This window comes from Streptomyces sp. NPDC101152, from assembly GCF_044768275.1.
Taxonomy (GTDB): Bacteria; Actinomycetota; Actinomycetes; order Streptomycetales; family Streptomycetaceae; genus Streptomyces.
In genome coordinates, this window is sequence record NZ_JBIWPO010000013.1 from 57445 (window position 1) to 82587 (window position 25143).

Below are 25143 nucleotides of genomic sequence, written 5' to 3' on the forward strand. Positions count from 1 at the left end.
CCCGTCCAGTGTGCCGGTATCGTTCCGGCGTGCTCACCGTGACCTCCGTCAATGTCAATGGACTGCGTGCCGCCGCCAAGAAGGGCTTCTTGGAGTGGCTCGCCGGGACGTCCGCCGATGTGCTGTGTCTGCAGGAGGTGCGGGCCGAGCCGCAACAGCTGCCCGAGGATGTGCGGGCGCCTGACGGCTGGCACGTGGTGCACGCTCCTGCCGCCGCCAAGGGCCGGGCCGGCGTCTCCCTCTACACCCGCCGCGAGCCCGACCGCGTCCGGGTCGGCTTCGGCTCGGCCGAGTTCGACACCAGCGGACGTTACGCCGAGGCGGACCTGCCCGGCGTCACCGTCGCCTCCCTCTACCTCCCCTCCGGCGAGGTCGGCACCGAGCGGCAGGACGAGAAGGTCCGCTTCATGGCCGAGTTCCTCGCCCATCTGAAGGAGCTGCGCGAGCGGTCCGCCGCCGACGGGCGCGAGGTCGTCGTCTGCGGCGACTGGAACATCGCCCACCAGCCGGCCGACCTGAAGAGCTGGCGCGCCAACCAGAAGAACTCCGGGTTCCTGCCAGAGGAGCGCGCGTGGCTGGGGCGGGTCTTCGATCCGGCGGACGGGGGGTACGTCGACGTGGTGCGCGCCCTGCATCCGGATGCCGAGGGGCCGTACTCGTGGTGGTCGTACCGGGGGCGGGCCTTCGAGAACGACAGCGGCTGGCGCATCGACTACCACGTCTCCACGCCCGGGCTGGCCGCCAAGGCCGTCAAGGGCTACGTCGAGCGTGCGGCCAGCTATGACGAGCGGTGGTCGGACCACGCGCCGGTGACCGTCGTCTACGACCGGTAACCCCCGCGGCCGGACCCGCTCTTCCCCACGCTGCCTGCCCGAACTCTTGTCGCAGACCGTTTCCGGCCAATTACGCGAGTACGTCAAATGGCGTGGACCGGCTCTCTCCGGATGCCGTCTACTGGTGGAGCCGAGCAGTCGGCAGCACCTACGCGGCGAGCACGGGGGAGGTCCGCCATGGCGGAAGAGGCTGCGCATCACTGGATCGTGGTGCTGGACATCGAGAACTTCAGTTCACGCCGTGATCCTGTGCAGCGACGCATTCGGGCCGCGATGTACCACGTTCTGCGCGACGCGATGGAGCGGGTCGGCCTCGCGGCGGCGGACGTCGTGTCCGAGGACCGCGGTGACGGTGTGCTCATGCTGGTCAAGTCGACCGTCTCGCCCGTGCTGATCGCCGGGCCCTTCCTGCGCGAGCTGGACGCGGGACTGGGCGAGTACGCGGAGGGCGCGAAGGAGGACCACGCGGTGCGGTTGCGCCTGGCGCTGCACCAGGGCCTGGCGGAGCGGGATGACGATGGCTGGTCGGGCGACGCGGTCAACACGGCCTGCCGGATCGTGGACGCTCAGCCCCTGAGGGACGTCCTGGTGGCCGCCCCTTCGGCGCGGACGGTGTTCGCCGTGTCGGACGAGATCCACCGCGCCGTGATCAGACATGGTCACCGCGGTATCGACCCCGCGGCCTATCTGCCCTGTGACTTCGCCACCAAGCACGGCGAGACGATCAGCATCTGGATCACCGTCCCCGGATACCCGGCTCCGCCGGGACTGCCGGCCACGGCCTCCGGCGGCGTCCCGCCCGAGGAGCGGCCCGAACCGGCCACCGCCGAGCCGCGCCGCGACGGGCGGCCCCACGTCACGCAGCACGCCGACACCGTGCAGGGCGACATGGTCGCCGGTGACAAGAGCGTGACCGTCCACAACACCGGGAACGTGCGGCTGTGACGGCGGCCGCGGCGGGAGGAGCCCCGGCCGCCGGTGATCCAGGGGGGAGCCAGCCGGCGGCCGGGTCGGGGGGACCCGCGGCGGGCGGTGCGGGCGGTGCGCCCAAACCGTCCGCCCCGGGCCCCGGCCAGGAACAGGCCAAGGACAAGCAGGACGGTACGGCCCAGGTGGCATCGGCGACGGGAGGCGACGACGGCGCCGACCGGCAGGAGGCCCCGCAGTCCGGGCCGGGCGCCGAGTCGTACGAGGCGACCGGCCAGCTCGGGCAGGGTTCGCAGCGCCGCGGGCTGTTGCAGAACGCCGTCGCCAACGTCGAGGGCGACATGGTCGGCGGCGACAAGTACGTCGTCCTGCTGGGCGGGCGCAGACGCAGGCTGCGCGCGCTGTCCCCGCTCATCGCCGAACGGGTCCGGTTCGCCTACTGCCCGCCCGCCGACCTGCCCGACGCCCGTGACGCGCTCGCCCGGCAGCGACTGCTGATCCTGCGCTCGGCGGCCGGGTACGGCAAGTCCGCGATGGCGGCACGGCTGCTGCTCGGGGCCTGCCGGGGCGCGCTCTACCACCTGGACAGCGACGTCGACTTCGCCTCGCTTGCCGAACAGTTGGAGAACGACAGCGGGGTCATCGAGCGCGGCGCCGGGTTCCTGCTGGAGCGGCCCGAGGACATCGGCAACCTCGGCCGGGAGACGTACGAGAAGGTGCAGGGCGCGCTGTCCCAGGCGGATGCCTGGATGGTCGTCACCGTGGCGGCCGGCGAGCTCGCCGACGGCGAACTGCTCGCCGGTGTCAGGGATCTGACGGACGCCCCGCAGCCCCTGGAGGTCGTCCGCGCGCATCTGCGATGGCGGCTCGGGGAGCGCGACGCCGACCGGCTGCTGGCCCGCGAGGACGTGTGCGAGGTGATCACCGAGCTGGTGGGCGGCCTCCCCGCCTGCCGGCAGGCCGGGGACCTGGCCGCCGCGCTGAGCGAGCAGTACGACCTGCACGGCAGCGTCGACCTGGATCGGCTGCGCGAACACCGGGCCCGGCTGGAGGCGGAGGACTTCGAGATCTGGGCCGAGAGCCTGCCGGACGCCGGCGCCCGCAGCTTCGCGCTCGCCCTCGCCGTGCTCAACGGGCTGCCGCAGGAGGACGTCGCCGAGGCCGCCCGCTCCTTACGCGGCCGGCTCGAGGACGACGGCCCCTACCTACGGGCACCCGGAGCCGACGGACGCGTCGCCCCGGCCAAGGACCTGTTCGAGACGCCGCGGCGGCGGCAGTTGCTGCGGTTGCGCGCCCAGGAGCTGGACAAGCCGGGCGGCGAGCCCGGAAAGATCCTTGAGTACAAGGACCCCGGCTACGCCCGCCGGATCATCCTGCACGCCTGGACCCAGTACGAGATCCAGGGTGAACTCCTCGACTGGCTCGACGAGTTGGTGGTCCATCCGGCCGAGCAGGTGCGCGTCTACGCGGCCGCCTCCGGGCTTGGCGTGCTGGCCGCCGAGGCCTACCGGCACATCGAACGCCGTGTCCTGGCCCCCTGGGCGCGCAGCGAGAGCGCGCTGCGCCGCACCGCCGTCGCCTACGCGCTCTCCGTGGCCTGCCAGAACCCCTGGGTGAAGGAGCAGGCGACCACGCTCGTGAGCGGCTGGTACGCCGACGGACGACCCCAGGTGAGGGCGGCCGCGGCCCGGGTGCATGGCCTGAGTGCCGTCTCCGGCAGCCCCGTCGAGGAACTCGCCCGGCTGTTCGCGGTGGACAGTGTGACGGTGGCCGTGGCCGTCGGCCTGGGACTGGCCGACCTGGTCGCGGCCGACCCCGACGCGGCCGGTTCCGTACTGGCCATGCTGCGGAGCCGGGCCGTCGAGCACCGCTCCGGCCGGGCGGCGGTGCTCGCGTTTCTGATCGTCGCCGCGCAGGTGGTCGTGGAGACCAAGGACGTGGAGCCCGGGGCCGCCGTGCCCGAGTGGCCCACGCTGCTGTACCTGGCCCACCGGCGGCCCGAACTGCGGGACTCCTTCGTCCTGTTGTGGCGTGCCGCGCTGAACGAGCCCTTCTTCCATGACGAGGCGGAACAGGTCCTCGGCGACTGGGCGAAGCTCGCCGAAAGGGACTCCGAACTGCGCGAGATGGTACGGCTGCTGGTCGGCGCCATCGCACACGGCGACCAGCGCTCGGGCCGGATACTGCGCGGCTGCGCCGACGACTGGACCCACCGGGACCGCATCGTCGGGCTGCCCCTGACCGCGGCCATGGTGCGTACACAGCTCGACCTGGAAGGAGTGTGAGGATGCCCCTCTCCCTGATACTCAACGAACGGGTGATCGCCCGCAGCCGGGTGGGCGAACTGCCCAACCTGCCGCCCTCGGTGGCGATCGTCTACCCGGTGGAGGGCGGGCCCTTCGAGGTCGAGAAAGTCCGCACGTTCGGGCAGCGCTGGTTCGGCAAGAACCGGGCCTGCTACGTCGTCGACCTCAGCGACCACCGTCGCCAGGCATCGGTCACCAAAACCCCGCTGACCTGCAAGGACGGCGGACACCGATTCCAGGCGACGATCGACATCGGCTTCCGGGTGCACGACCCGGCGCTGGTCGTGGCCAGGAACGTACGCGATGCGCTGACGGTCGTCTACGGCTACCTGACCGACCGGATCCGGCTGCAGGCCGCGCAGTTCGCCATCACCGAGGCCATGAGGGCGCAACTGGCCGTCAACCAGGAGTTGGGCCGGGAGATCCGGCTCCCCGAGGGCGTCACCATCTACTACTGCAAGGTCCAGATGGAGCCCGACGCGGCCGCCGCCCGGCACATCCAGGAACTGGCGGAGGCGCGGCGGCGCGCCGCACTCGGGGTGCACGTCCACGAGGCGCGGCGCAGCGTGACGTACTCCGACGAGGACATCGAGGACATCAGGGCGGCCGGCCGCAGACGCCGGCAGGCGGAGGAGCGTGCCGTGCTGGCGGGCACACAGCTCGACTTCGAGAGCCTGATCCGGGAGCACCTGGTCCGGCACCCCGAAGAGACCGTGCCCGCCCTGGAGATCCTGGCGAAGGTCCGGGAGGCCGAGGCCACCCAGCACGAGATCCGGGACCAGCGGCACGCCGAGATGGTCAGGTACCTCATCGACCAGGGCGTCGTGCGCGAGGTCGACCTGCCCGGGCTGCGGCAGGGCGTGCTCGGGCCGAGTGCGCCGGGCACGGGGGTCGCGGGTGTGCTGGAGCGGCCCGACGCCGGGCAGCCCGCCTCCTTCACCTCCGGTGCGGCGCCCCGCGGGCCGGACTACTCGGCGTCGGCGCCCGCGTCGGCCCAGATCGGCGGGCCCGTGCAGTGGGGCGGGAGCACCCCGGCGCCCGCCGCCGCGCCGCCGAGCGGACTGATCCCGGTGTACATCGTGCTGGACACCTCGCCGGCCGCGGCGGTCTGCGTCACCGACCTGGGTAACGCGCTGCGTTCGGTGCAGACGCTGCTGGCCAACAGCCCCGACGTGGCCGCCGCCGTCCGGCTCTCGGTGATCACCTACGCCGACGGCGCCGATGTGGTGCTGCCACTCACCGAGGTCTCCTGGCGTACCGGCGTACCGGGGCTGAGCACCGCGCCCGGCTGCCGCTACCGGCCCGTGCTGCGGCGGCTCCTGGACCTGGTGCAGCTGGAGACGGAGCGGCTGAAGGAGCAGGTGCCGCGGGTGCTGCGGCCCGTCGTCTTCTTCCTCGCCGTCGGCCAGGCCGAGGACGACGCCGAATGGCCCGCCGCGCACGCCGAGCTGATGGCGCACAAGTACTTTCCGCACATCGTCGCGTGCGGTATCGGACCAGGCCGGGAGCGTGCGGTGCAGCGAATCGCCTCACGGCCCGAGCTGGGGGTCGTCGCCGTCGAGGGCGCGGATCCGGCGCAGTCGGCGGTGCAGTTCTCCGTCCTGCTGCAGGAGACGCTGCTGCATCTCGGCCGGAGCGCGATCGCCGGGCAGATGGAGCTGCGGCTCCAGTGCCCGCAGGGCCTCAGGCCCGTGGGGGAAGAGCAGTAGAGCGGCTGAACAGCAAAGGGGAGAACTGGGATGGCCGAGACGCTTGGGCAGTTGCTGCCGGTGTACATCCTCGCCGACGAGTCGGGCTCGATGTCGGGCTCCGTCGGCGACCTGAACGAAGGAATGAAGTCGCTGCATGTGGCGCTGCTGGGGGAGCCGATGGCAGCCGCCAAGGTGCGCTTCTCCGTGCTCGGTTTCTCCAACAGTGTCACGGAACGGCTGATCCTGGCCGACCTGAGAGGTGAGAACGAGCTGCCGCGGCTGTCGGCGGGCGGCGGCACCAACTACGACGCGGCGTTCGCGGCACTGCTCGAGCGCGTCCCGCAGGACGTGCGGACGCTGAAGTCCCAGGGGTACAAGGTGCTGCGCCCAGCTGTCTTCTTCCTCAGCGACGGCCAGCCGACCTGCGGCGAGGAGTGGCGGCAGACCCACGCCCGGCTCACCGACCGCTCGGTGACCGGCGCGGCGCCGAACGTCATTGCCTTCGGGATCGGCGGTGCCCGCGCCGAAACGATCCTGGCCGTGGCGACCGACCAGCGGTTCGCGTTCGTGTCGATTCCCGGCGCCCAACTGGGCGAGGCCATCGCCAAGTTCTTCACCGCGCTCACCAAGAGCGTGGTCGAGTCGGCCAATGCCCTGGCCGCGGGGCAGCCGGCCGAGCTGGCGGTGGAGAAGCCGGAGGGCTTCAAGCTCGCGATCGACGAGGTCTGACGGTGGACAAGGACAAGCGATCGCTGTTGAAGCGGTTCAGGGGCAGGGGCGACGAGCGGATGGACGCGCCGGAAGCGGAAGGTCCCGAGGCCTCCCCGGCTCCGGAACAGCCGCCCCCCGACCCGGCGCAGCGCGAGGCAAGGCTGACCGCCGTGCCGCCCGGCTCCGCGGCGCCCGCGCCCGCCGTCCCCGGATACACCGTGTCCGAGTACCAGGTTCCGCCATACGAGGTACCCGCCTACGACGGCCCGGACCTGAACGGCCCGACCGCCTCCGGCGCCTGGCCGCAGAGCGCCTGGACCGGCACCGGCCACCGTCCACCGGACGACACCGTCCAGCGACCGGGCCCGCCCCGCGGGGAGGGCGCCGGGCAGGCGTACGACGTGGGGCGGCATGGTGCGCACGATCCGTACGGTGGCGGTGCCGCTGAGCCTTCCGCGGCACGGCGGCACACGGCGCCGCCGGAACCTGCCGGCAGTGGGCCGAGGCATGCGGCGCCGCGGTCGGACCTGCCGCCGGGTTCGCAGCAGCCCGGGTCCGGTCCACCCGCGCCGGACTCCCGGCGCGTGACCAACCAGTGGCGGAGGATCGTGCTGGGCAGGGCCGCCGCGCACGTGGAGCCGAAGCCGCCGCCTGCCGACCCCTACCGGCCCGACACCGTCTTCGACGGATGGTCGAGCCCGCACCTGACCGTACGGCTGGCGTCCGTACGCGGTGACCAGCACCGTTTCGACGGGCGGCCGCGGCAGGACGACGTGGTCGCCGCCTGGCACGAACCGACCGCCACGGTCGTCTTCGCCGTGGCCGACGGCGTCTCGTCGGCCCCGCAGTCGCACGTGGGCGCCGCGCTCGTCTGCCGTACGGCGGTCAACGACCTGTTGGCCCAGCTCGGCCAGGACCGGCCCGGCCCGGACTGGACCCGGGTGCTGCAGGCGGCCAGATATCAACTGCTCATGCGGGTGGCCCGCGGCCGGGAACCCGACGAGCAGGACAAGGCCGAAGCGGTCAGGACCCTGGCGACGACTCTGGTGGCGGGCACGGTCACGCCGACCAGGGACGGCTCCATGGACGTCACGCTGGTACGGGCCGGGGACTCCACGGCGTGGTGTCTGCAGCAGGGCCAGTTCAACCAGCTGCTGAGCGACGGCGAATCCGGCGCGGAGGAGATCTCCAGCACCGCGGTGGTCGCGCTGCCGCGGCTGTCGGCGCAGGCCCGCCCGATGAAGTACACACTGCCCCCGGACGGCGTCCTGCTGGTCGGCACCGACGGTTTCGGCGTCCCGCTCGGTGACGGCACCGGCATGGTGGGCGACCTGTTCGGCTCGGAGCTGGCGGTGCCTCCGGCCGAGCCCCGCACCCTGGCTCATCTGCTGGACTTCTCCCGCGAGACGTTCGACGACGACCGGACCCTGCTCGCCGTCTGGCCCCGCCACCGGCTCCCCGGCGGCACCCGGTGACCGGCTCCGGGGCGGTGCGGATCGCCCGTTCGGATCTGGTGCTGGGCAGGTCCCTGGGCGACGGCGGCCAGGGCAAGGTGTGGGAGGTCGAGAAACGGCTGATCAACGGGACCTGGCCGGTGGCGTACAAGGAGTACAAGCCGGAAAGGCAGCGGGAGTTGCGGACCGATGCCCTGGAGCGGATGGTCGCCTTCCTGCCCGGCAGGCCGGCCGTGGTCGGGGAGCGGCTGGCCCGGAACACCGCCTGGCCCGCCGCGCTGGTAACCGAGGGCTCGCAGGTCCGTGGCTTTCTGATGCGGCAGATCCCGGACGAGTTCTTCATCCCCGTGCCCTCGGGCGAGCAGAAGGCGGCGGGGTTCGAGTTCCTGCTCAACCCGCTGAGCTATGTGAACACGATGGTCGGAACGGTGACACCCCGTCAGCTCTTCGGTCTGCTGCTCGCCCTCGCCGACCTGCTGGAGTGGCTGCACGGACTCGGCGTGGTGGCCGGCGACCTCTCCCCGAAGAACCTGCTGTTCTCGCTGTCCGGGCCGCGGCCCGGCTGCTTCCTCATCGACTGCGACGCCATGGGGCTCGGCGGCGACTGGGTCCTCAAGCCCGTGCAGACCCCCGGGTGGCAGCTGCCCGGCGGGGAGCCCGCGGAGACACCGCAGGGGGACCGCTACAAGTTCGCGCTGCTCGCGGTGCGGCTCTTCCTGCACGAGCAGCACGGTCAGGACCCGGCCGCGCTGAAACGGATGGACAGGGCCGTGGGCGAGCTGGCCCAGCGGGGCCTGAGCCGGACGCCCGCCGACCGTCCCGCCCTCGCCGACTGGCTCGATCCCCTGCGCCGCGCTTTCGACTCCGCTCCGGCGGCCTGGCCCGCCCCCGCGCAGACGGTCGGCATGCCGAGCGTCTGCGCACCGACGGCCGGTACCGGCCCGGCCGGCAGCACCCGTCCCGGGGGTGCGCACCCAGGCGGCGCGCGGCCGGCCGGCGCCCCTGCTGGAGGTCGGCGGACCGCGTACGTCCCCACGCCGTCCGCTCCTGCCCGCGGTGGGCCGCAGCGCGGGTCGTCGATCGGCCGCGCTGCCGTCGTGGGCTGGATCGTCTTCGGGCTGCTCGGCCTGGGCGCCTGGCAGCTCGCGTCCCACCTGGCCTCCGACAGCGGTGGCGGCTCCACCGGAGGCGGCAGTAGCAGCAGTAGCAGTGACACGGGCCAGCCGCGGATCGAGAACGCGGACACGCGCGAGGGGCAGGCCACGGCCCTGAACAGGCTCCTGTCGCAGAACACCGGCCGGCGCAGCGGTGTCGCCGACGCCGTGAAGTCGATGACGCAGTGCAGCGATCTGCAGCACGACCGGCAGGTGTTCGAGGACGCGGCCGACGCACGGGCCGGCCTGGTCGAGAAGCTGGGCGGGCTGGGCCTGGACCAGTTGTCCGGCGACCTCGTGTCGGACCTGCGCAGCGCCTGGCAGAACTCGGAGGAGGCCGACCGGGCCTACGCCCGGGTGGTCGACGACGTCTCGGGCAACTGCTCGTCCTCCGCCGTGTCCGGATCGAGCTCCTGGCAGGACGCGGCATCGGCGAGCGCCAGCGCCACGGCCGCGAAGCAGGACTTCGTCGCCGTGTGGAACCCCATCGCGAGCGAGTACGGCCTGAACACGCTTGCCTGGACGGACCTGTGAGCCACCCGGCCGGACCGCGGGCGCAGCCCGTGGGCCCTGGGTGCCCTCCCGTCGGGCGGATGACGGGGGTTCGTCCGGAGGGCGTCATCCGCCGGGCGGACCGCCCTCGCGCACCCGCTTCAGGGCGTCGGCGTTTTCGATGGTGACGTGGGTGCGGGCGGTGGTCACCCAGCCCTCGGCTCGCCATTGTTCGAGGACGCGGCTGACGGTTCTGCGGGAGCCGAGGACCAGGCCGGCGAAGTCGTCCTGGGACAGGGGCAGGGCGATCTCGACGGCGCCGGAGGCGTGCCGTCGGCCGTGGCCGGCGGCGAGGTCGAGCAGCAGGCCGGCGAGGCGCGCGGCGACCGGGTCGGCGCCCGCCGAGGTGCGCTGACGGTCGGCGTCCCGCAGACGCGCGGAGAGAACCTGGTGGACGGCGCCGGTGACGACGGGATGGTCGCGGGCCGCCGCGCGGAACGCCTCGCCGGGTATGGCCAGGGCTCGGACCGGGGTGAGCGCGGTGAGCGTCGCCGATCTCGGGCCGCCGTCCAGTCCCCCCTGTTCGCCGAGCAGGTCGCCGGGGCCGCGCAGCGCCAGGACCGCCTGGTAGCCGGTGGCGGAGACGGTGGTGACCTTGATGCAGCCGCTGCCGACGACGAGCAGGTGGTCGCCGAACTCGTCCTGTCGGACCAGGTGTTCGCGGGCGGTGAATGTCTTGACGCTGCCCGCTTCGCGGAGTGCCTGCCGGGCGGCGGGGGGCAGCAGGTCCCAGAAGGGAGTCCGGCCGGGCCCGTGTCCGAGTGGGCCGCCGTCCCGGAATTCCGCGGTCATCGCCGTCCCTCCGCCTCGCCCGCGGTCAGCCGGCCAGGGCCGCGATGACGATCAGCACGCAGCCACCGACGGCGGTGAGCAGGGACTGCTGCACGAGCCGCTGTTTGATCCACACGATCCGGCTCATGTCGACCAGCTGGCGGGACAGCGCGGGCAGCGGGGTGTGCCGGCCGAGCCGGTCGGCGAGCTCGTCCGGACTGCAGTGCCGTATGTGCCCGTAGAAGATGAAGTCGTCGAGGTGGGCGGGTGGCCGGCGGCCCTCGCGGTTGTGGCGGGGCAGCACCGCGAGTACGGCGAGCACGGCGGACAGGCCGAGCAGGGTCAGGCCCGTCCACAGGACCGTCTTCGGCAGGGCGCCCGAGACGCTGCCCAGCCGGTGCCCGGAGCCCGACAGAGCGGCCACGCCGGCGAGTGCCGCCGACTCCATCGCCAGGGCGAAGGAGGCCTTGGCGTCCACGGTGCGGGTCCACTCGGCGAGCACGGAGTGCACCTGCCAGGCGGTTTTCGTCGCTTCCTCGCGGCTGACCGGCTCACCGTCGGACAAGGCCGCACCCCTCCCTTTCGGCCGCGGATTCGTGCACGCCGGGTCGGCGCACGAGGACGCTACCCGCCCGTCTGCTTCCGCAACCGCCGGTCCAACGCCAGTGACAGTTCCGCCTCCACCACGCTCCGGGCCAGTGGGCGCAGGCGGTGGAGGTCGTCCTCCGTGCCGTGGCGCAGGACCAGGTCGGCGAACATCTCGGCGAGTTCGTCGACGTGTTCGCGGACGCGGGCGCCCGCTGCCAGGACTTCCGCGAGCGGGATGCCCTCGCGGACCAGGGCGGAGGAGACGTCCAGGAGGCGGCGGCTGATGTGGACGATCTCGTCGCCGTCGGTGCCCAGGTAGCCGAGATCCAGCGCGGCGGCGAGGTTCTCGGGGGTGACCTGGCCCTCGAAGCGGGCGGCGAGTTCCTCGGGGGTGAGACGGACCGGCTCCTCCTCGGTGGGCGTGACGCCGAGCACGTCGGCCATGTCGCGGCCGTGGTCCAGGGCCTCCGCCAGCTCCGCGATCCCGGCGAGGGTGTGGCCGCGTTCCAGGAGCGCCGCGATGGTGCGCAGCCGGGCCAGGTGGTGGTCGTCGTACCAGGCGATGCGGCCCTCGCGGCGGGGCGGCGGGATCAGCTTGCGCTCGCGGTAGAAGCGCAGGGTGCGCACCGTGATGCCGGCCCGGCGGGCCAGTTCCTCCATGCGGTACTCACGCTTCTCGGTCACGACGGCACCCTATGTCGTACTGCGGGTAACTTCGTGGTCCGCGCCCCCTACCCATCGGTACGGAGCTGCTCTACGCTCCCACTGCGCCAGTGTCCACTGGCATGGTTGCGGAGGGAAGGGCGACGGCATGGCGGAACACGAGCATGTGCGGGTGGCGGTGATCGGGTCCGGGTTCGGCGGGCTCGGGGCCGCCGTGCGGCTGCGGCGCGAGGGTGTCACCGACTTCGTGGTGCTGGAGCGGGCCGGGAGCGTGGGTGGCACCTGGCGCGACAACAGCTATCCCGGGTGTGCGTGCGACGTGCCGTCCCACCTGTACTCGTTCTCGTTCGCGCCTCATCCCGACTGGCCGCGCACCTTCTCCGGGCAGGAGCACATCCGCGCCTATCTGGAGCACGTGACGGACGTCTTCGGGCTGCGCCCGCACCTCCGTTTCGACTCCGAGGTGAAGATGATGACCTGGGACGCGGCGAAGCTGCGGTGGGACATCGAGACCAGCTCCGGGCCGCTCTCCGCCGATGTCGTCGTCTCCGCCACCGGGCCGCTGTCCGAGCCGAGGACCCCCGAGATCCCGGGGCTCGACTCCTTTTCCGGCATGGTCTTCCACTCCGCCCGCTGGGACCACGACCTCGACCTGCGCGGCAAGCGCGTCGCCGTGGTCGGGACGGGTGCCTCGGCCATCCAGATCGTGCCGGCCCTCCAGCCCGAGGTCGCGCACCTCACCCTCTTCCAGCGCACCCCGCCCTGGGTGATGCCCCGCGTCGACCGCGCCATCACCGGTGCCGAGCGGGCGCTGCACCGTTCGCTTCCGTTCACCGCCAAGGCCCGGCGCGGACTGCTGTGGGGCATCCGGGAGTTGCAGGTCCAGGCGTTCACCAAGCATCCCGACGTGCTCGGTTTCGTCGAGCAGTTGGCGAAGCGGAACATGGCCGGCGCGATCAAGGATCCCGCCCTGCGCGCCAAGTTGACCCCCGACTACCGCATCGGCTGCAAGCGGATCCTGCTCAGCAGCACGTACTACCCGGCGCTCGCCCGCCCCAACGTCGACGTCGTGGCGAGCGGGCTCACCGAGGTCCGCGGCTCCACCGTCGTCGCCGCCGACGGCAGCGAGGCCGAGGTCGACGTGATCATCTTCGGTACGGGGTTCCACGTGACCGACATGCCCATCGCCGAGCGGGTCGTGGGCGCCGAGGGCAGAACGCTCGCCGAGGCGTGGAAGGGCGGCATGGAGGCCCTGCGCGGGGCGTCCGTGGCCGGGTTCCCCAACTGGCTGAGCATCATCGGGCCCAACACCGGGCTGGGGAACTCCTCGATGATCCTGATCATCGAGTCCCAGCTGAACTACCTGGCCGACTTCGTGAGGCAGCTCGGCGTCCTCGGCGGCCGCGCGGCCCTCGACGCCAGGCCGGGAGCCGTCGACGCCTGGAACCGCCGGGTGCAGGAGCGGATGGAGCGCACGGTGTGGAGCACGGGCGGCTGCACCAGCTGGTACCTCGACCCGAGCGGCCGCAACACCACCATCTGGCCTGGTACGACGACCGAGTTCCGGCGGGCGACCCGGCGGGTGGACCTCGCCGAGTACGAACTCCTGCGCGTCCCGGCGACGGCGGAGGTGACCGCGTGAGCCGCCTCACGGCCGTGGTCGTCGGCCCCTACGCGCCGCCCGCCCCGGCCCGCGAACTCACCGCCGTCTCCGCCGACGGCGCCCGCCTGCACGTGGAGGTCCACGGACCGGCCGGCGCCCCGGCCGTCGTCCTCGTCCACGGCTGGACCTGCTCCACCGCCTTCTGGGCGGCCCAGATCCGGGACCTGGCGGTCGACCACCGTGTCATCGCCTACGACCAGCGCGGCCACGGACGCAGCCCCGTGAACCCGGTCTGCAGCACGCAGGCGCTCGCGGACGACCTCGAAGCCGTCCTGGAGGCGACCCTGGAGCCCGGGGAGAAGGCGGTGATCGCCGGGCACTCCATGGGCGGTATGACGGTGATGGCCGCAGCCGAGCGGCCGGGCTTCCGCGAGCATGCCGCCGCCGTGCTGCTGTGCAGCACGGGTTCCTCGCGGCTGGTCGCCGAGTCGACCCTCGTCCCCATCGGGGCCGGGCGTCTGCGGACCTGGCTCACCCAACACATCCTCGGCTCGCGCGCTCCCCTCGGGCCGGTCACGCCCCTCGCGCGCCGGATCCTCAAGTACGGGACGATGGGCCCGGGTTCGGGCCCGCACATGGTGGAGGCGTGCGCGCGGATCGTGCACGCGTGTCCGCGCGGGGTGCGTCACGCCTGGTCGCAGGTCCTCGACCTGCTCGATCTCGACCACGGGGTACGGGAGTTGCGGGTGCCGACGGCGGTCGTCGTCGGGACCGCCGACCGGCTCACCCCGCCCGTGCAGGCGCGGGCGCTGGTCGCCGCGCTGCCGAACTGCGTGGGCGCCACCGAGCTGCCGGGGCTCGGCCACATGACCCCGATCGAGGCGCCGGAGCTGGTCACCGGCCGGATCCGGGAACTCGTGACGACGTACGTGACGATCAAGGAGGGTGCATGAGCAGGGTGAGCCTTCAGGGGCAGGTCGCCGTCGTCACCGGGGCGGCGCGCGGAGTGGGCGAACTGCTCGCGCGCAAGCTGTCGGCGCGCGGGGCGAAGGTGGCGCTGGTCGGGCTCGAGCCGGACGCCCTCAAGCGGGTCGGCGAGCGGCTGCACGGCGACAACGACCACTGGTACGCCGACGTGACGGACCACGAGGCGATGAGCCGGGTGGCCGCGGAGGTCAACGAACGGTTCGGCAAGGTCGACATCGTGGTCGCCAACGCCGGTGTGGCGACCGGCGGTCCCTTCGTGGACTCCGATCCCGAGGCCTGGCGGCGGGTGATCGAGGTCAACCTCGTCGGATCGGCGGTGACCGCGCGGGCGTTCCTGCCGGCGCTGATGGAGAGCCGGGGCTATCTGCTGCAGATCGCGTCCCTCGCGGCGATCACCCCGGCGCCGATGATGACCGCGTACTGCGCCTCCAAGTCCGGCGTGGAGGCCTACGCTCACAGTCTGCGCGCCGAGGTGGGCCACAAGGGCGTGCGAGTCGGCGTCGGGTATCTGTCCTGGACCGACACGGACATGGTGCGCGGGGCCGACCAGGACGCGGTGATGCGGGAACTCAGGCAGCGGCTGCCGTGGCCGTCCAACAAGACCTATCCGCTGGGGCCGGCCGTCGACCGGCTGGTGGCCGGGATCGAGCGGCGGTCGAGCCATGTGTACGGGCAGTGGTGGCTGCGCGGGATGCAGGGCGTGCGCGGGTATCTGCCGGGCGTCATCGGGACCGTCGGGCAGCGGGAGATGCGGCGGTTCGGGTCACGCCTGGAGGGGATGCGGCAGGGGCTCGTCGGCGCAGGTGGGGCGGCCGACGAGGCGGCCCGCGCTACGCACCGTGACTGATCGAAATGCGCACTGTGTCCGGTCGTGTGAATCTGGTCGAGGCCCGATGAAGGGCCTTCCCCTCACCCTCTACGGGAGTGAACCCACATGGGTATGAAGGACCAGTTCCAGGACAAGGCCGAGCAGGCCAGGCAGAAGGCGCAGCAGGCCAAGGAGCAGGCGCAGCAGCGCGGTCGCCAGGGCCAGGGCCCGGGCCGGGACCGCATGCGCGACGAGGAGTCGGACCGCCTCCAGCAGGAGGAGTCCGACCGCTTCGACCAGGACTACGACGTCTGACCGTCCGTCCCGGTGAGCGATGAGAGCGGGGTGCCCTGCGTCGCGGGGCACCCCGCTTCTTCATCTCCCGGACCTGGGCGGCAGTTTGGGACGCGACCGGTCCGGCACGTCCCGGTAGTCGGGCGGCGCTGCCACCGGGTTCGTCTCCAGCAGCTCCACGGCGAGCTGTACGGCGTCGTCCAGTTGGGCGTGGCGGCCCTCCGCCCAGTCCAGGGGGGTGCGCAGGATCTCCAGGTCGGGGGTCACGCCCCGGTTCTCGACGCCCCAGCCGTACGCGTCGAACCAGGCCGCGTTCATCGGTACGGTGATCACCGTGCCGTCGCCCAGGCAGTGGCGGCCGGTCATGCCGACGACGCCGCCCCAGGTGCGCTGGCCCACCACCGGGCCCAGTTTCAGGAGTTTGAAGGCGGCCGTGATCATGTCGCCGTCCGAGGAGGTCGCCTCGTCCGCGAGAGCCACCACCGGCCCCCGCGGGGCGTTCGAGGCGTACGACACCGGCTGTGCGTTCCTCGTCAGGTCCCAGCCCAGAATGGTGCGGGTCAGCTTCTCCACGACCAGTTCGCTGATGTGGCCGCCCGCGTTGCCGCGCACGTCGACGATCAGGGCCGGACGCGAGACCTCCATGCGCAGGTCGCGGTTGAACTGGGCCCAGCCCGAGCCGCCCATGTCCGGGATGTGCAGGTAACCGCACCGGCCGCCGCTCAACTCCCGTACGACCGCCCGGCGTTTGGCCACCCAGTCCTGGTAGCGCAGGGGGCGTTCGTCGGTCAGGGGGACGACGGCGACCCGGCGGGCGCGGCCCGCCTCGCCCTCGGCGGGGGTGAAGGTGAGTTCCACGGTCGTGCCGCCAGCGCCCGCCAGCAGGGGGGAGGGGCCGGTCAGCGGGTCCACCGGGCGGCCGTCCACGTGGGTGAGGACCGCGCCCTCGCGGATGCCGGTGCCGGCCAGCGGGGAGCGGGCCTTGGAGTCGGAGGAGTCGCCGGGGAGGATGCGCTTGACGACCCAACCCTCCTCCCGGTGCACGAAGTTGGCACCCAGCAGGCCCTGCCGGCGCTGGTAGTGCGGCGGGCCCTCGTTGCGGCGGGCGGCGGTGACGTAGGCGTGGGAGGTGCCGAGTTCGCCCAGCACCTCCCTGAGGAGGTCGGCGAAGTCGTCGGGGGAGGCGACCCGTTCGACCAGGGGACGGTACTGGTCGAGCACCGCGTCCCAGTCGATGCCGCACATCCCCGGGTCCCAGAAGTACGCCGGGATCAGCCGGCCCGCCTCCTCGTAGGCCTGGCGCCACTCGGCGGCCGGGTCGACCTCGTGCAGGATGCGGCGCAGGTCGATCCAGACCGTCGTGTCGCTGTCCCCGGACTCGGCGGACGGGACCGCGCGCAGGTCGCCCTCGTCGACCACGACGAGCCGGGTGCCGTCGCCGCTGACCGCGAACCAGTCGAGATCCGCGACCAGTTCGGACTTCTTGGCCTTGCTGATGGTGAAGTGCTCGAGGGTCGGGCGGCCGCTGGTGTCGTCCGGGTTGGCGAAGGTCTCGCCGAGCGCGCCGGAGATCGGCCAGCGCAGCCAGACCAGGCCGCCGCCCGCGACCGGACACAGCGCCGAGTACTTGGAGGCGGCGACCGGGAAGGGCGTGACCCGGCTCTCCAGGCCCTCGACCTCCACGGTGACCGCCCCGTCGCCCTCTTCCTCCTCCACCGGGTCCAGGCCCCCGGCGGCCGGCCGGCCCTCCGGGTTCAGTGCGAAGGGGGAGGGGGTGGCCGAGGACAGCGGCACCAGGTAGGGGCGGCAGCCGAGCGGGAAGGACAGGTCCCCGGTGTGCACGTCGTACACCGGGTCGAAGCCGCGCCAGGACAGGAACGCCAGATAGCGGCCGTCCCGGGTGAAGACCGGGTTCTCGTCCTCGAAGCGGCCGTTGGTGACGTCGATGACGAACCGGTCCTTTATGCGGGCCATCTTGATCTGGCGCAGCGAGCGGCCGATCCCCGGGTGGGACCAGGTCAGCCACGCCCCGTCCGGGGAGAACGCCAGGTCCCGCACGGGCCCGTTGGTCGCGTGGATCAGCTCGGTGACCTCGCCGTTGGAGTCCTCGGTGCCCGCGGCGTCAGCCGCATCATCGGACACAGTGAGGAGCAGGAGCCGGCCGTCGTGCGAGGCGATGGCGAGGCGTTCGCCGGCCGGGTCGGAGAACAGCTCGAGGACGCGCCCCAGTTCGCCGGAGGCGAGCCGGCGCGGCGGCCGGTCGCCGGTCGCCCTCGGCAGGTAGGCGATCTCGATCGCGTCCTCGCCCTCGGCGTCGGTCACGTACGCGACCTGGCCGGTCGAGCCGAGCATCTCCGGCAGGCGCACCCGCACGCCCGGGGTGTCGGTGAGGGTGCGGGCCGGGCCGTCCCGGTGGGTGAGCCAGTACAGGCTGCCGCGCACGACGACCGCGCTCGCCCGGCCCGTCTCGTCGACCGAGATGCCGTCCACGTGCTGGCCGGCGGGCACCTGGTACGGACGGCGTCCCGCGCGCGGCCCGCTCAGCCGGACGTCGAGCTTGCGCGGCTCGCTCGCGAGGTCGTCGACGATCCACAGGTCCCCGGCGCACTGGTACACCACCCGCGTCCCGTCGCTGGAGGCGTGCCGGGCGTAGAAGGCGTCGTGGTCGGTGTGCCGGCGCAAGTCGGAGCCGTCGTACGCGCAGGAGTAGAGGTTGCCGACACCTTCGTGGTCGGAGAGGAAGGCGATCCGGCCGCCGACGAACATGGGGGAGTGCAGGTGCCCTTCGAGGCCTTCGAGCAGGCGTTCGCCGTGCAGCCACAGGCGGCCGGTGGCGCCGCCCCGGTAGCGCTTCCAGGCGGCCGGTTCGTGCGGCGGGGTGCCCGTGAGCAGCAGGCTCTTGCGCTCGCCGTCGAGGTCGGCGACCTGGATGTCGGAGACCGGGCCCCAGGGGAGCTTGCGGCCGGGGGAGCCGTCGGGGGTGACCTTGTAGGCCCAGGTGAAGTAGGAGAAGGGCTCGCCGTGGGAGGCGACGGCGAGGATGGTGCCGCCCGGGTCCCAGCCGCAGACCTGGGTGTCGGGCGAGCCCCAGTAGGTGAGCCGGCGTCCCGGGCCGCCGTCCACCGGGACGACGTGGATCTCGGGGACCAGGCTCCGCCAGCTCGTGTACGCGATGGTGGTGCCGTCCGGCGAGAAGCGGGGGTGGCCCGTCTTCGTACGGTCGACGGTCAGGCGCCAGGCGCGGCCCGGGCCGTCGAGGGGAGCCAGCCAGAGGTCGTCCTCGGCCACGAAGGTCAGCAGGTCGCCGCTCAGGTGTGGTAGGCGTAGATAGCTCACCTCCCCATGCTTTTCCCCTGGATGGGGCAGGGCAACTCGTGGATACTTACGAATCCTTCACAGACGTGAGCCACGGCACGTACGAAACGGTTTCGTTTCGTTGGTTGGCAGGGTATGTTCATGGAGGAGAAGGAAGGCAGACCCGAGCGGGAGAGGCGAGTGGCATGACTGAGGTCGCGACGGCGCGTCGCAGTCGGATCACACCCGAGCGCGAGGCCGAGTTGTACGGGGCCGTGCTCGACCTGCTCAGGGAGGTCGGCTACGACGCCCTCACCATGGACGCCGTGGCCGCGCGCACCAAGTCCAGCAAGGCCACGCTCTACCGTCAGTGGGGCGGCAAGGCCGAGCTGGTGGCGAAGGCGGTGCGGCACAACAAGCCGGGGCTCATGGGGCCCGGCGAGGTCGACACCGGATCGCTCAGGAGCGACCTGCACGCCCTCACCCTGCGCTCGGACGACTGCGAGATGGAGCAGAACTCCGCGCTGATGCGGGGTCTGTCCATGGCCATCCACGGCAACCCGGACCTCCTGAGGGCGTTCAAGGAGTACCTGATCGAGCCGGAGATGGCGGAGTTCCGGCGTGTGCTGCAGCGTGCGATCGACCGGGGCGAGGTCCGTGCGGACAACCCCGCGATCGACTACGTGATGCACATGATGATCGGCGGGTTCGCCGCCCGCACGCTGATCGACGAACAGCCGCCGACGCAGGCCTTCCTCCTGTCGTACATCGACGCCGTGGTGCTCCCCGCCCTCGGCGCCTGACCCTCCCCACCCCCTTCTTTTTCACCGCCTGACGTCACCGCTCAAGTCGTCGGGACGATCACCCCTGCCTCCCCGCCGGGTGGTCACCCCTGCCCTGCAAGACCCACGACCTGACCGGGAGTACGCCTCCGTGGCCACGTTCCTCTATCGACTCGGCCGGTTCGCCTTCAGGCGACGGCACTTCGTCGCCCTGTTCTGGGTGGCCCTGCTGACCCTCGCCGGGGTGGCTGCGGCCAGCGCCCCCTCGGCCGGCTCCACCTCCTTCTCCATCCCCGGCACGGAAGCGCAGAAGGCTTTCGACCTGCTGGACCAGCGCTTCCCCGGCACCAGCTCCAACGGCGCGACCGCGCGGGTCGTCTTCAAGGCGCCGGCCGGACAGAAGATGACCGACGCCGGCAACAAGGCGACCGTCGAGAAGACCGTGAAGGAGCTGTCCGACGGCTCCGAGGTCACCTCCGTCGACGACCCCTTCAAGGCGCACGCCGTCAGCAAGGACGGCACGGTCGCCTACGCCTCCGTGCGGTACGGCAAACCCGGCATGGAACTCAAGGACGCCTCCCGCACCGCCCTGGAGAACACCGCCCAGCAGGCCCGCGACGCCGGGCTGACCGTCGAGGTCGGCGGTGACGCGCTGCAGTCCGGCGCCCAGGCGGGCGGGGCCGGTGAGGTCGTCGGCCTCGTCATCGCCGCGATCGTCCTCGTCATCACCCTGGGCTCGCTCGTCGCGGCCGGACTGCCACTGCTGACCGCGATCATCGGCGTCGGCATCGGCGTCTCCACCATCACCGCGCTCGCCAAGGCACTCGACCTCGGCGACACCACCTCCACGCTGGCCCTGATGATCGGCCTCGCGGTCGGCATCGACTACGCGCTGTTCATCGTCTCCCGCTACCGCGGCGAACTCGCCGAGGGCCGCGACCGCGAGGAGGCGGTCGGCCGCGCCGTGGGCACCTCCGGCTCGGCGGTGGTCTTCGCGGGCCTCACCGTCGTGATCGCGCTGGCGGGCCTGTCGGTCGTCGGCGTGCCGATGCTGACCAAGATGGGCCTCGCCGCCGCGGGCACGGTCGTGGTGGCGGTCCTCATCGCCCTGACCATGATCCCGGCGCTGCTCGGATACGCGGGCCGGCGGGTCCGGGCGACGGGCGAGAAGCGGCGCGCGAAGGCCACGGACACCCCCGAGAAGCCGGGCCTCGGCGAGCGCTGGGCGAGCTTCGTCGTCCGCCGCCCCGCCGCCGTCCTGCTGCTCGGCGTCGTCGGGCTCGGGGCGGTCGCCGTACCGGCCACGCAGCTGCAGCTGGGCCTGCCCGACGACGGCTCCCAGCCGACGTCCACCACCCAGCGCCGCGCCTACGACCTGCTCTCCGAGGGCTTCGGGCCCGGCTTCAACGGCCCGCTGATGATCGTCGTCGACGCCAAGGCCAGCAACACGCCCAAGGCGGCGGCCACCAGGGTGACCGACGAGATCAAGGGCATGAAGGACGTCGCCGCGGTGACCCCGGCGATGTTCAACAAGGCCGGCGACACCGCGATGATCACCGTCATCCCGTCGTCCAAGCCGTCCTCGACGCAGACCGAGGACCTGGTGCACGGCATCCGCGGCAAGGGCGCCGCCATCAAGGCCGACACGGACGCGAAGGTGCTGGTCACCGGCACCACCGCGATGAACATCGACTTCTCGCAGAAGCTCAACGACGCCCTGATCCCGTACCTGGGACTGGTGGTGGGCCTCGCCTTCCTCCTGCTGATCGTGGTCTTCCGCTCGATCCTGGTCCCGCTGAAGGCGGCCCTCGGCTTCCTGCTCAGTGTGCTCGGCGCGCTCGGCGCCGTGGTCGCGGTCTTCCAGTGGGGCTGGCTCGGCGGGCTCCTCGGGGTCGAGCAGACCGGCCCGATCATGTCGATGATGCCGATCTTCATGGTGGGCGTTGTCTTCGGCCTCGCGATGGACTACGAGGTCTTCCTCGTGACCCGGATGCGGGAGGCGTACGTCCACGGTGAGACGCCCGGCCAGGCCGTGGTCACCGGCTTCCGGCACAGCGCCCGGGTGGTGGCCGCCGCCGCGGTCATCATGATGGCCGTCTTCGGCGGCTTCATCAGCTCCAGTGAGTCCATGATCAAGATGATCGGCTTCGGCCTCGCGATCGCGGTCTTCTTCGACGCGTTCGTGGTCCGCATGGCGATCGTGCCGGCGGTGCTGGCCCTGCTCGGCAAGAAGGCCTGGTGGCTGCCGAAGTGGCTGGACCGGGCGCTGCCCAACGTGGACGTCGAGGGCGAGGGCCTCAGGACCCCGGGCGACACCAAGGACAGCGACCCCGACGAGGAGCGGGAGCTGGTACGGGCCTGAGCCTTCGGGGTGCGGGCGGCCTCCTGGACCGCGGGGTGTAGTGCGCTGCACCACGGGTCCGGGAGGCCGCTCCCTCGTTGCGAGGGCCGCCGTACGGGATCCTGGAGGCGGGTCGAAGAAGTCCCCAGGACCTTGACCCCGAACCTCCACCCCGTATCCCACCCGGAAGGGCCCCGCCATGTCTGCCGTCGCCGCCGTCAAGAAGTTCGTCACCGGCCTCCTCCTGTGGACCTGTAAGGGCATCCTCGCCGCCGCGATGATGGGCCTGGTCTCCCTGGGCGCCGCGGGCGGCCTGGTGGGGGAGCGCCGCAAGCGCCGGGCGGTTGTCAGTGGCGCCGCCTAACGTGGCGGCATGACCATCCTCCCGGCACGACCCCGTACCGCCCTGCTGGTGATCGACGTCCAGCAGGGCGTCGTCGCGACCGCACACCAGAGGGACGCCGTCGTCGCGAACATCGCGTCCCTCGTCGAGCGGGCCCGGGAACAGGACGTCCCGGTCGTCTGGGTCCAGCACTCCGACGCGGAGCTCGTGAAGGGCAGCGACGACTGGCGGTACGTCCCCGAACTGCCGCGCCAGGACTCCGAGCCGCTCGTCCACAAGAACCACGGCGACTCCTTCGAGGCCACCGAGCTGGAGCGGGTCCTCGCCGAGGCGGGGGTCGGCCATCTCGTCGTCACGGGCGCGGAGACCGACGCCTGCATACGCTCCACGATCCACGGGGCCTTCGTCCGCGGCTACGACGTCACCCTCGTGGCTGACGCGCACACCACGAACGACAAGACCGCGTGGGGCGCTCCACCGCCGGACCAGGTCATCGCCCACACGAACCGGTACTGGCGCCACCAGTCGGCACCGGGGCGGACGGCGGCGGTGACGGAGACGAAGGAGGTGGCGTTCGGCGGCCGGTGAAGCTCCCTCTTCACCCGGTCGGCGTACCCCGCGAGGGCGGTGGCGGGACTCGGCGAGTGGATGAGCCCATGGAAGCCGACGTTAGGCTGTGGGATCGGTGCGGCCCAGGTGTACGGGGTGCCCGCCCTGGGCACGAGGCCCCCTACAGCTTGTAGTAGTTTCGTACCGCAGCAGAGCAAGACGCCCGCAGTCGGCCCGGAGGTGTCCATGGAGCCGTCCCAGCTGCTGATCAGTCTCGTCCTCCCGGTGTACGGGGTGGAGGAGTACCTACGGCCCTGTCTGGACTCGATCCTCGGGCAGTCGTTCTCCTCCTTCGAGGTGATCGCCGTGGACGACGCCTCCCCCGACGGGTGCGGGGCGATCCTCGACGAGTACGCGAGCAGGGATCCACGGGTCCGGGTCGTGCACCTGGAGGCCAACGGCGGGCTAGGCGAGGCCCGTAACACCGGGCTTGAACTGGCTCGCGGGGAGTACGTCTGGTTCGTCGACAGCGACGACCTGCTGGCCGACGAAGCGCTGGCCGCGATCGCCGGCAGACTGACCGCGACCCGCCCCGACGTGCTCTTCTTCGACTACGCAAGGATGCTCCCCGACGGCCGCGTCGACCCCTCTCCCCGCGCGCACCTGCTGCGTGATCCGCCGCCGGAGCCGTTCGATCTGCGGAGCCGGCCCAGCGTGCTCGAACTGATGATGACCGCCTGGAACAAGGCGATCCGCCGTGACTTCCTGACCGGTCTCGGCGTGCGCTTCGGGCAGGGACTGTACGAGGACCTGCCGGTCACCTACCCGATCCTGGTGGCCGCCGAGCGGATATCCCTGCTGGACCGCGTCTGCTACCTCTACCGTGAACGCCGCGCGGGCGCGATCACCGCCACCGTCAGCGACCGGCACTTCGACGTGTTCGGCCAGTACGAGAAGGTCTTCGCCTTCCTCGACGAACGGGGCCCGGCAGCCGAGGAGTTCCGCGCCCAGCTGTTCGACCGGGCGATCTGGCACTACACGACCATCATCGACGATCCCGGCCGGGTCCCGGCGTCCCGGCGGCGGGAGTTCTTCCGTCGCATGGCCGCCCACTTCGCCCGCTTCCGGCCGGCCGGCCACCCCTACCCGCCCGGCGCCCGGGGCGTGAAGTTCCGCCTGGTCGAGCGCGGCGACTACCGGCTGTTCGCCGCACTGCGCCCGGTCAACCGACTGCGCCTGACCGCCCGGCGGGGCGCGCGCGGTGCGACCGTCTCCGCACGCACGGCGGCACGACGGGCCCGCGCCCTGCCGGCCCTGCTCTACTACGAGGCGAACAAACGCCTCCCCGTGGACGACCGGCTCGCCGTCTACGCCGCCTACTGGTACCGCGGCTACTCCTGCAACCCCCGCGCCATCTACGAGGCCGCCCGCGAACTGGCCCCGGACATCCACGGGGTGTGGGTCGTCCGCAAGGACGCGGTCGCCTCGCTGCCCGCCGGGGTGGACTACGCCGTGGAAGGCTCGCTGCGCTCCCTGCGCGTCCTGGCGCGGGCGAAATACCTGGTCAACAACGTCAACTTCCCGCACACGGTGTCCAAGCGCCCCGGCTCGGTGCATGTGCAGACGCTGCACGGCACCCCGCTGAAGGCCATGGGCCTCGACCAGCAGCGCTATCCGGTCGGCGCACAGGGCATGAACTTCACGCGGCTGCGCGAGCACGCGGCCCGCTGGGACTTCCTGCTGTCGGCCAACCCGCACTCCTCCGAGGTGTGGCCACGCGTCTACCCCGGCACCTACGAACTGCTCGAGACCGGCTACCCGCGCAACGACCGCTACTTCCGCACCGGCCCGGAGGAGATCGCCGCCATCCGCGCCCGCCTGGGCATCGAGCCCGGCCAGACCGCCGTGCTGTACGCGCCGACGTTCCGGGAGTACGCGGCCGACGCCGATCCGCTGCCCGACCCCTCCCGCCTGGCGGCAGCCCTCGGACCGGGGTACGTGCTGATGCTGCGCTCCCACTACTACGACGCCGACGGCGCCCGGTCCGACGCCGAGAGACGGGCCGAGGGCGCCGCGCGCGTGGTCGACCTGTCGTCGTACCCGGTCGTCGAGGACCTGTGCCTGGCCGCGGATGTGCTGGTCACGGACTACTCGTCGATCATGTTCGACTACGCCTGCCTCGACCGGCCGATCGTCGTCCACGCCCCCGACTGGGAGACGTACCGAAGCACCCGGGGCGTCACCTTCGACCTGCTGGCCGAGCCGCCGGGCGCTGTCGCGGAGAGCGAGGAGCAGCTCGTCGAGGTGTTCCGCTCCGGGGCGTTCGCCTCCGGCGGGGCGGAGGAGGCGCGGGCGGCGTTTCGGCGGCGGTTCTGTGCGTTCGATGACGGGGGGGCGGCTGAGCGGGTGGTGCGGCGGGTGTTTCTCGGGGAGAAATGACGGGGGGTGATGGGTGGTTGTCTGCGGGTTCGTTGTGGCTGGTCGCGCAGTTC

Annotated in this window: 20 protein-coding genes; 16 read left to right on the forward strand and 4 right to left on the reverse strand. The window is 72.1% G+C overall.

Features of this window, described 5'->3' with window-relative positions:
• Positions 1-29: 29 nt before the first annotated feature.
• The 7 genes from ACIRVK_RS19235 (at position 30) to ACIRVK_RS19265 (ending at position 9610) form a co-directional block, all read left to right on the forward strand.
• Positions 30-833 (forward strand): exodeoxyribonuclease III, encoded by an 804-nt coding sequence (locus ACIRVK_RS19235; protein WP_404248480.1) that lies wholly within the window; start codon positions 30-32, stop codon positions 831-833.
• A gap of 177 nt (positions 834-1010) precedes the next feature.
• Positions 1011-1778: a hypothetical protein gene (locus ACIRVK_RS19240; RefSeq protein ID WP_404248482.1), complete on the forward strand. Its 768-nt coding sequence runs from the start codon at positions 1011-1013 to the stop codon at positions 1776-1778.
• Complete coding sequence (locus tag ACIRVK_RS19245) at positions 1775-4045, forward strand: hypothetical protein (protein WP_404248484.1); 2271 nt, start codon at positions 1775-1777, stop codon at positions 4043-4045. The genes ACIRVK_RS19240 and ACIRVK_RS19245 overlap by 4 nt, the downstream gene beginning before the upstream one ends.
• Before the next feature lie 2 nt (positions 4046-4047).
• Positions 4048-5775: a hypothetical protein gene (locus ACIRVK_RS19250; RefSeq protein ID WP_404248486.1), complete on the forward strand. Its 1728-nt coding sequence runs from the start codon at positions 4048-4050 to the stop codon at positions 5773-5775.
• A 30-nt stretch (positions 5776-5805) separates the two neighbouring features.
• Positions 5806-6486, forward strand: coding sequence for a hypothetical protein (locus ACIRVK_RS19255; RefSeq protein ID WP_404248488.1), 681 nt, complete (start codon positions 5806-5808; stop codon positions 6484-6486).
• A gap of 26 nt (positions 6487-6512) precedes the next feature.
• Complete coding sequence (locus ACIRVK_RS19260; RefSeq protein ID WP_404248490.1) at positions 6513-7943, forward strand: protein phosphatase 2C domain-containing protein; 1431 nt, start codon at positions 6513-6515, stop codon at positions 7941-7943.
• Positions 7940-9610 carry a hypothetical protein gene (locus ACIRVK_RS19265; protein WP_404248492.1) on the forward strand — a complete coding sequence of 557 codons (1671 nt, stop codon included), beginning with the start codon at positions 7940-7942 and terminating at the stop codon, positions 9608-9610. Before ACIRVK_RS19260 ends, ACIRVK_RS19265 begins: the two co-directional genes overlap by 4 nt.
• An 84-nt stretch (positions 9611-9694) precedes the next feature.
• Here the strand turns inward: ACIRVK_RS19265 and ACIRVK_RS19270 are convergent, their stop codons facing one another.
• Genes ACIRVK_RS19270 through ACIRVK_RS19280 form a run of 3 tightly spaced genes read right to left on the reverse strand, consistent with a single transcriptional unit; the run spans position 9695 to position 11671 of the window.
• On the reverse strand, positions 9695-10420 hold the full coding sequence (locus ACIRVK_RS19270) for a Crp/Fnr family transcriptional regulator (RefSeq protein WP_404248494.1): 726 nt from the start codon (positions 10418-10420) through the stop codon (positions 9695-9697).
• Between the two features lie 25 nt (positions 10421-10445).
• A complete protein-coding gene (locus ACIRVK_RS19275) occupies positions 10446-10964 on the reverse strand; it encodes a Pycsar system effector family protein (RefSeq protein WP_404248496.1) in 519 nt (172 codons plus the stop codon).
• Between the two features lie 59 nt (positions 10965-11023).
• Positions 11024-11671 carry a MerR family transcriptional regulator gene (locus ACIRVK_RS19280; protein ID WP_404248498.1) on the reverse strand — a complete coding sequence of 216 codons (648 nt, stop codon included), beginning with the start codon at positions 11669-11671 and terminating at the stop codon, positions 11024-11026.
• Positions 11672-11798: 127 nt separating this feature from the next.
• Here ACIRVK_RS19280 and ACIRVK_RS19285 point away from each other — a divergent pair, with 127 nt between their 5' ends.
• From ACIRVK_RS19285 to ACIRVK_RS19300, 4 genes are all read left to right on the forward strand, one after another.
• The gene (locus ACIRVK_RS19285; protein ID WP_404248500.1) at positions 11799-13292 is read left to right on the forward strand and encodes a flavin-containing monooxygenase; all 1494 of its coding nucleotides are present in this window, start codon (positions 11799-11801) and stop codon (positions 13290-13292) included.
• Positions 13289-14206 (forward strand): alpha/beta fold hydrolase, encoded by a 918-nt coding sequence (locus ACIRVK_RS19290; RefSeq protein WP_404248502.1) that lies wholly within the window; start codon positions 13289-13291, stop codon positions 14204-14206. The genes ACIRVK_RS19285 and ACIRVK_RS19290 overlap by 4 nt, the downstream gene beginning before the upstream one ends.
• Positions 14203-15087 (forward strand): SDR family oxidoreductase, encoded by an 885-nt coding sequence (locus ACIRVK_RS19295; protein WP_404248504.1) that lies wholly within the window; start codon positions 14203-14205, stop codon positions 15085-15087. Before ACIRVK_RS19290 ends, ACIRVK_RS19295 begins: the two co-directional genes overlap by 4 nt.
• Before the next feature lie 87 nt (positions 15088-15174).
• Complete coding sequence (locus tag ACIRVK_RS19300) at positions 15175-15363, forward strand: hypothetical protein (protein ID WP_404248506.1); 189 nt, start codon at positions 15175-15177, stop codon at positions 15361-15363.
• 60 nt (positions 15364-15423) lie between these two features.
• Here the strand turns inward: ACIRVK_RS19300 and ACIRVK_RS19305 are convergent, their stop codons facing one another.
• The gene (locus ACIRVK_RS19305) at positions 15424-18678 is read right to left on the reverse strand and encodes a S41 family peptidase (RefSeq protein WP_404248508.1); all 3255 of its coding nucleotides are present in this window, start codon (positions 18676-18678) and stop codon (positions 15424-15426) included.
• 164 nt (positions 18679-18842) lie between these two features.
• Here ACIRVK_RS19305 and ACIRVK_RS19310 point away from each other — a divergent pair, with 164 nt between their 5' ends.
• The 5 genes from ACIRVK_RS19310 to ACIRVK_RS19330 all read left to right on the forward strand — a co-directional run bounded on the left by ACIRVK_RS19310 (position 18843) and on the right by ACIRVK_RS19330 (position 25090).
• Entirely contained in the window at positions 18843-19439 is a 597-nt protein-coding gene (locus tag ACIRVK_RS19310) for a TetR/AcrR family transcriptional regulator (protein WP_404248510.1), read from the forward strand.
• A gap of 130 nt (positions 19440-19569) precedes the next feature.
• Positions 19570-21780: an MMPL family transporter gene (locus ACIRVK_RS19315; protein ID WP_404248512.1), complete on the forward strand. Its 2211-nt coding sequence runs from the start codon at positions 19570-19572 to the stop codon at positions 21778-21780.
• Positions 21781-21958: 178 nt separating this feature from the next.
• Positions 21959-22123, forward strand: a complete 165-nt coding sequence (locus ACIRVK_RS19320) for a hypothetical protein (protein ID WP_404248514.1) — start codon at positions 21959-21961, stop codon at positions 22121-22123.
• A 9-nt stretch (positions 22124-22132) separates the two neighbouring features.
• Positions 22133-22690 (forward strand): isochorismatase family protein, encoded by a 558-nt coding sequence (locus ACIRVK_RS19325; protein WP_404248516.1) that lies wholly within the window; start codon positions 22133-22135, stop codon positions 22688-22690.
• Between the two features lie 207 nt (positions 22691-22897).
• A complete protein-coding gene (locus ACIRVK_RS19330) occupies positions 22898-25090 on the forward strand; it encodes a CDP-glycerol glycerophosphotransferase family protein (protein ID WP_404248518.1) in 2193 nt (730 codons plus the stop codon).
• Positions 25091-25143: the final 53 nt, after the last annotated feature.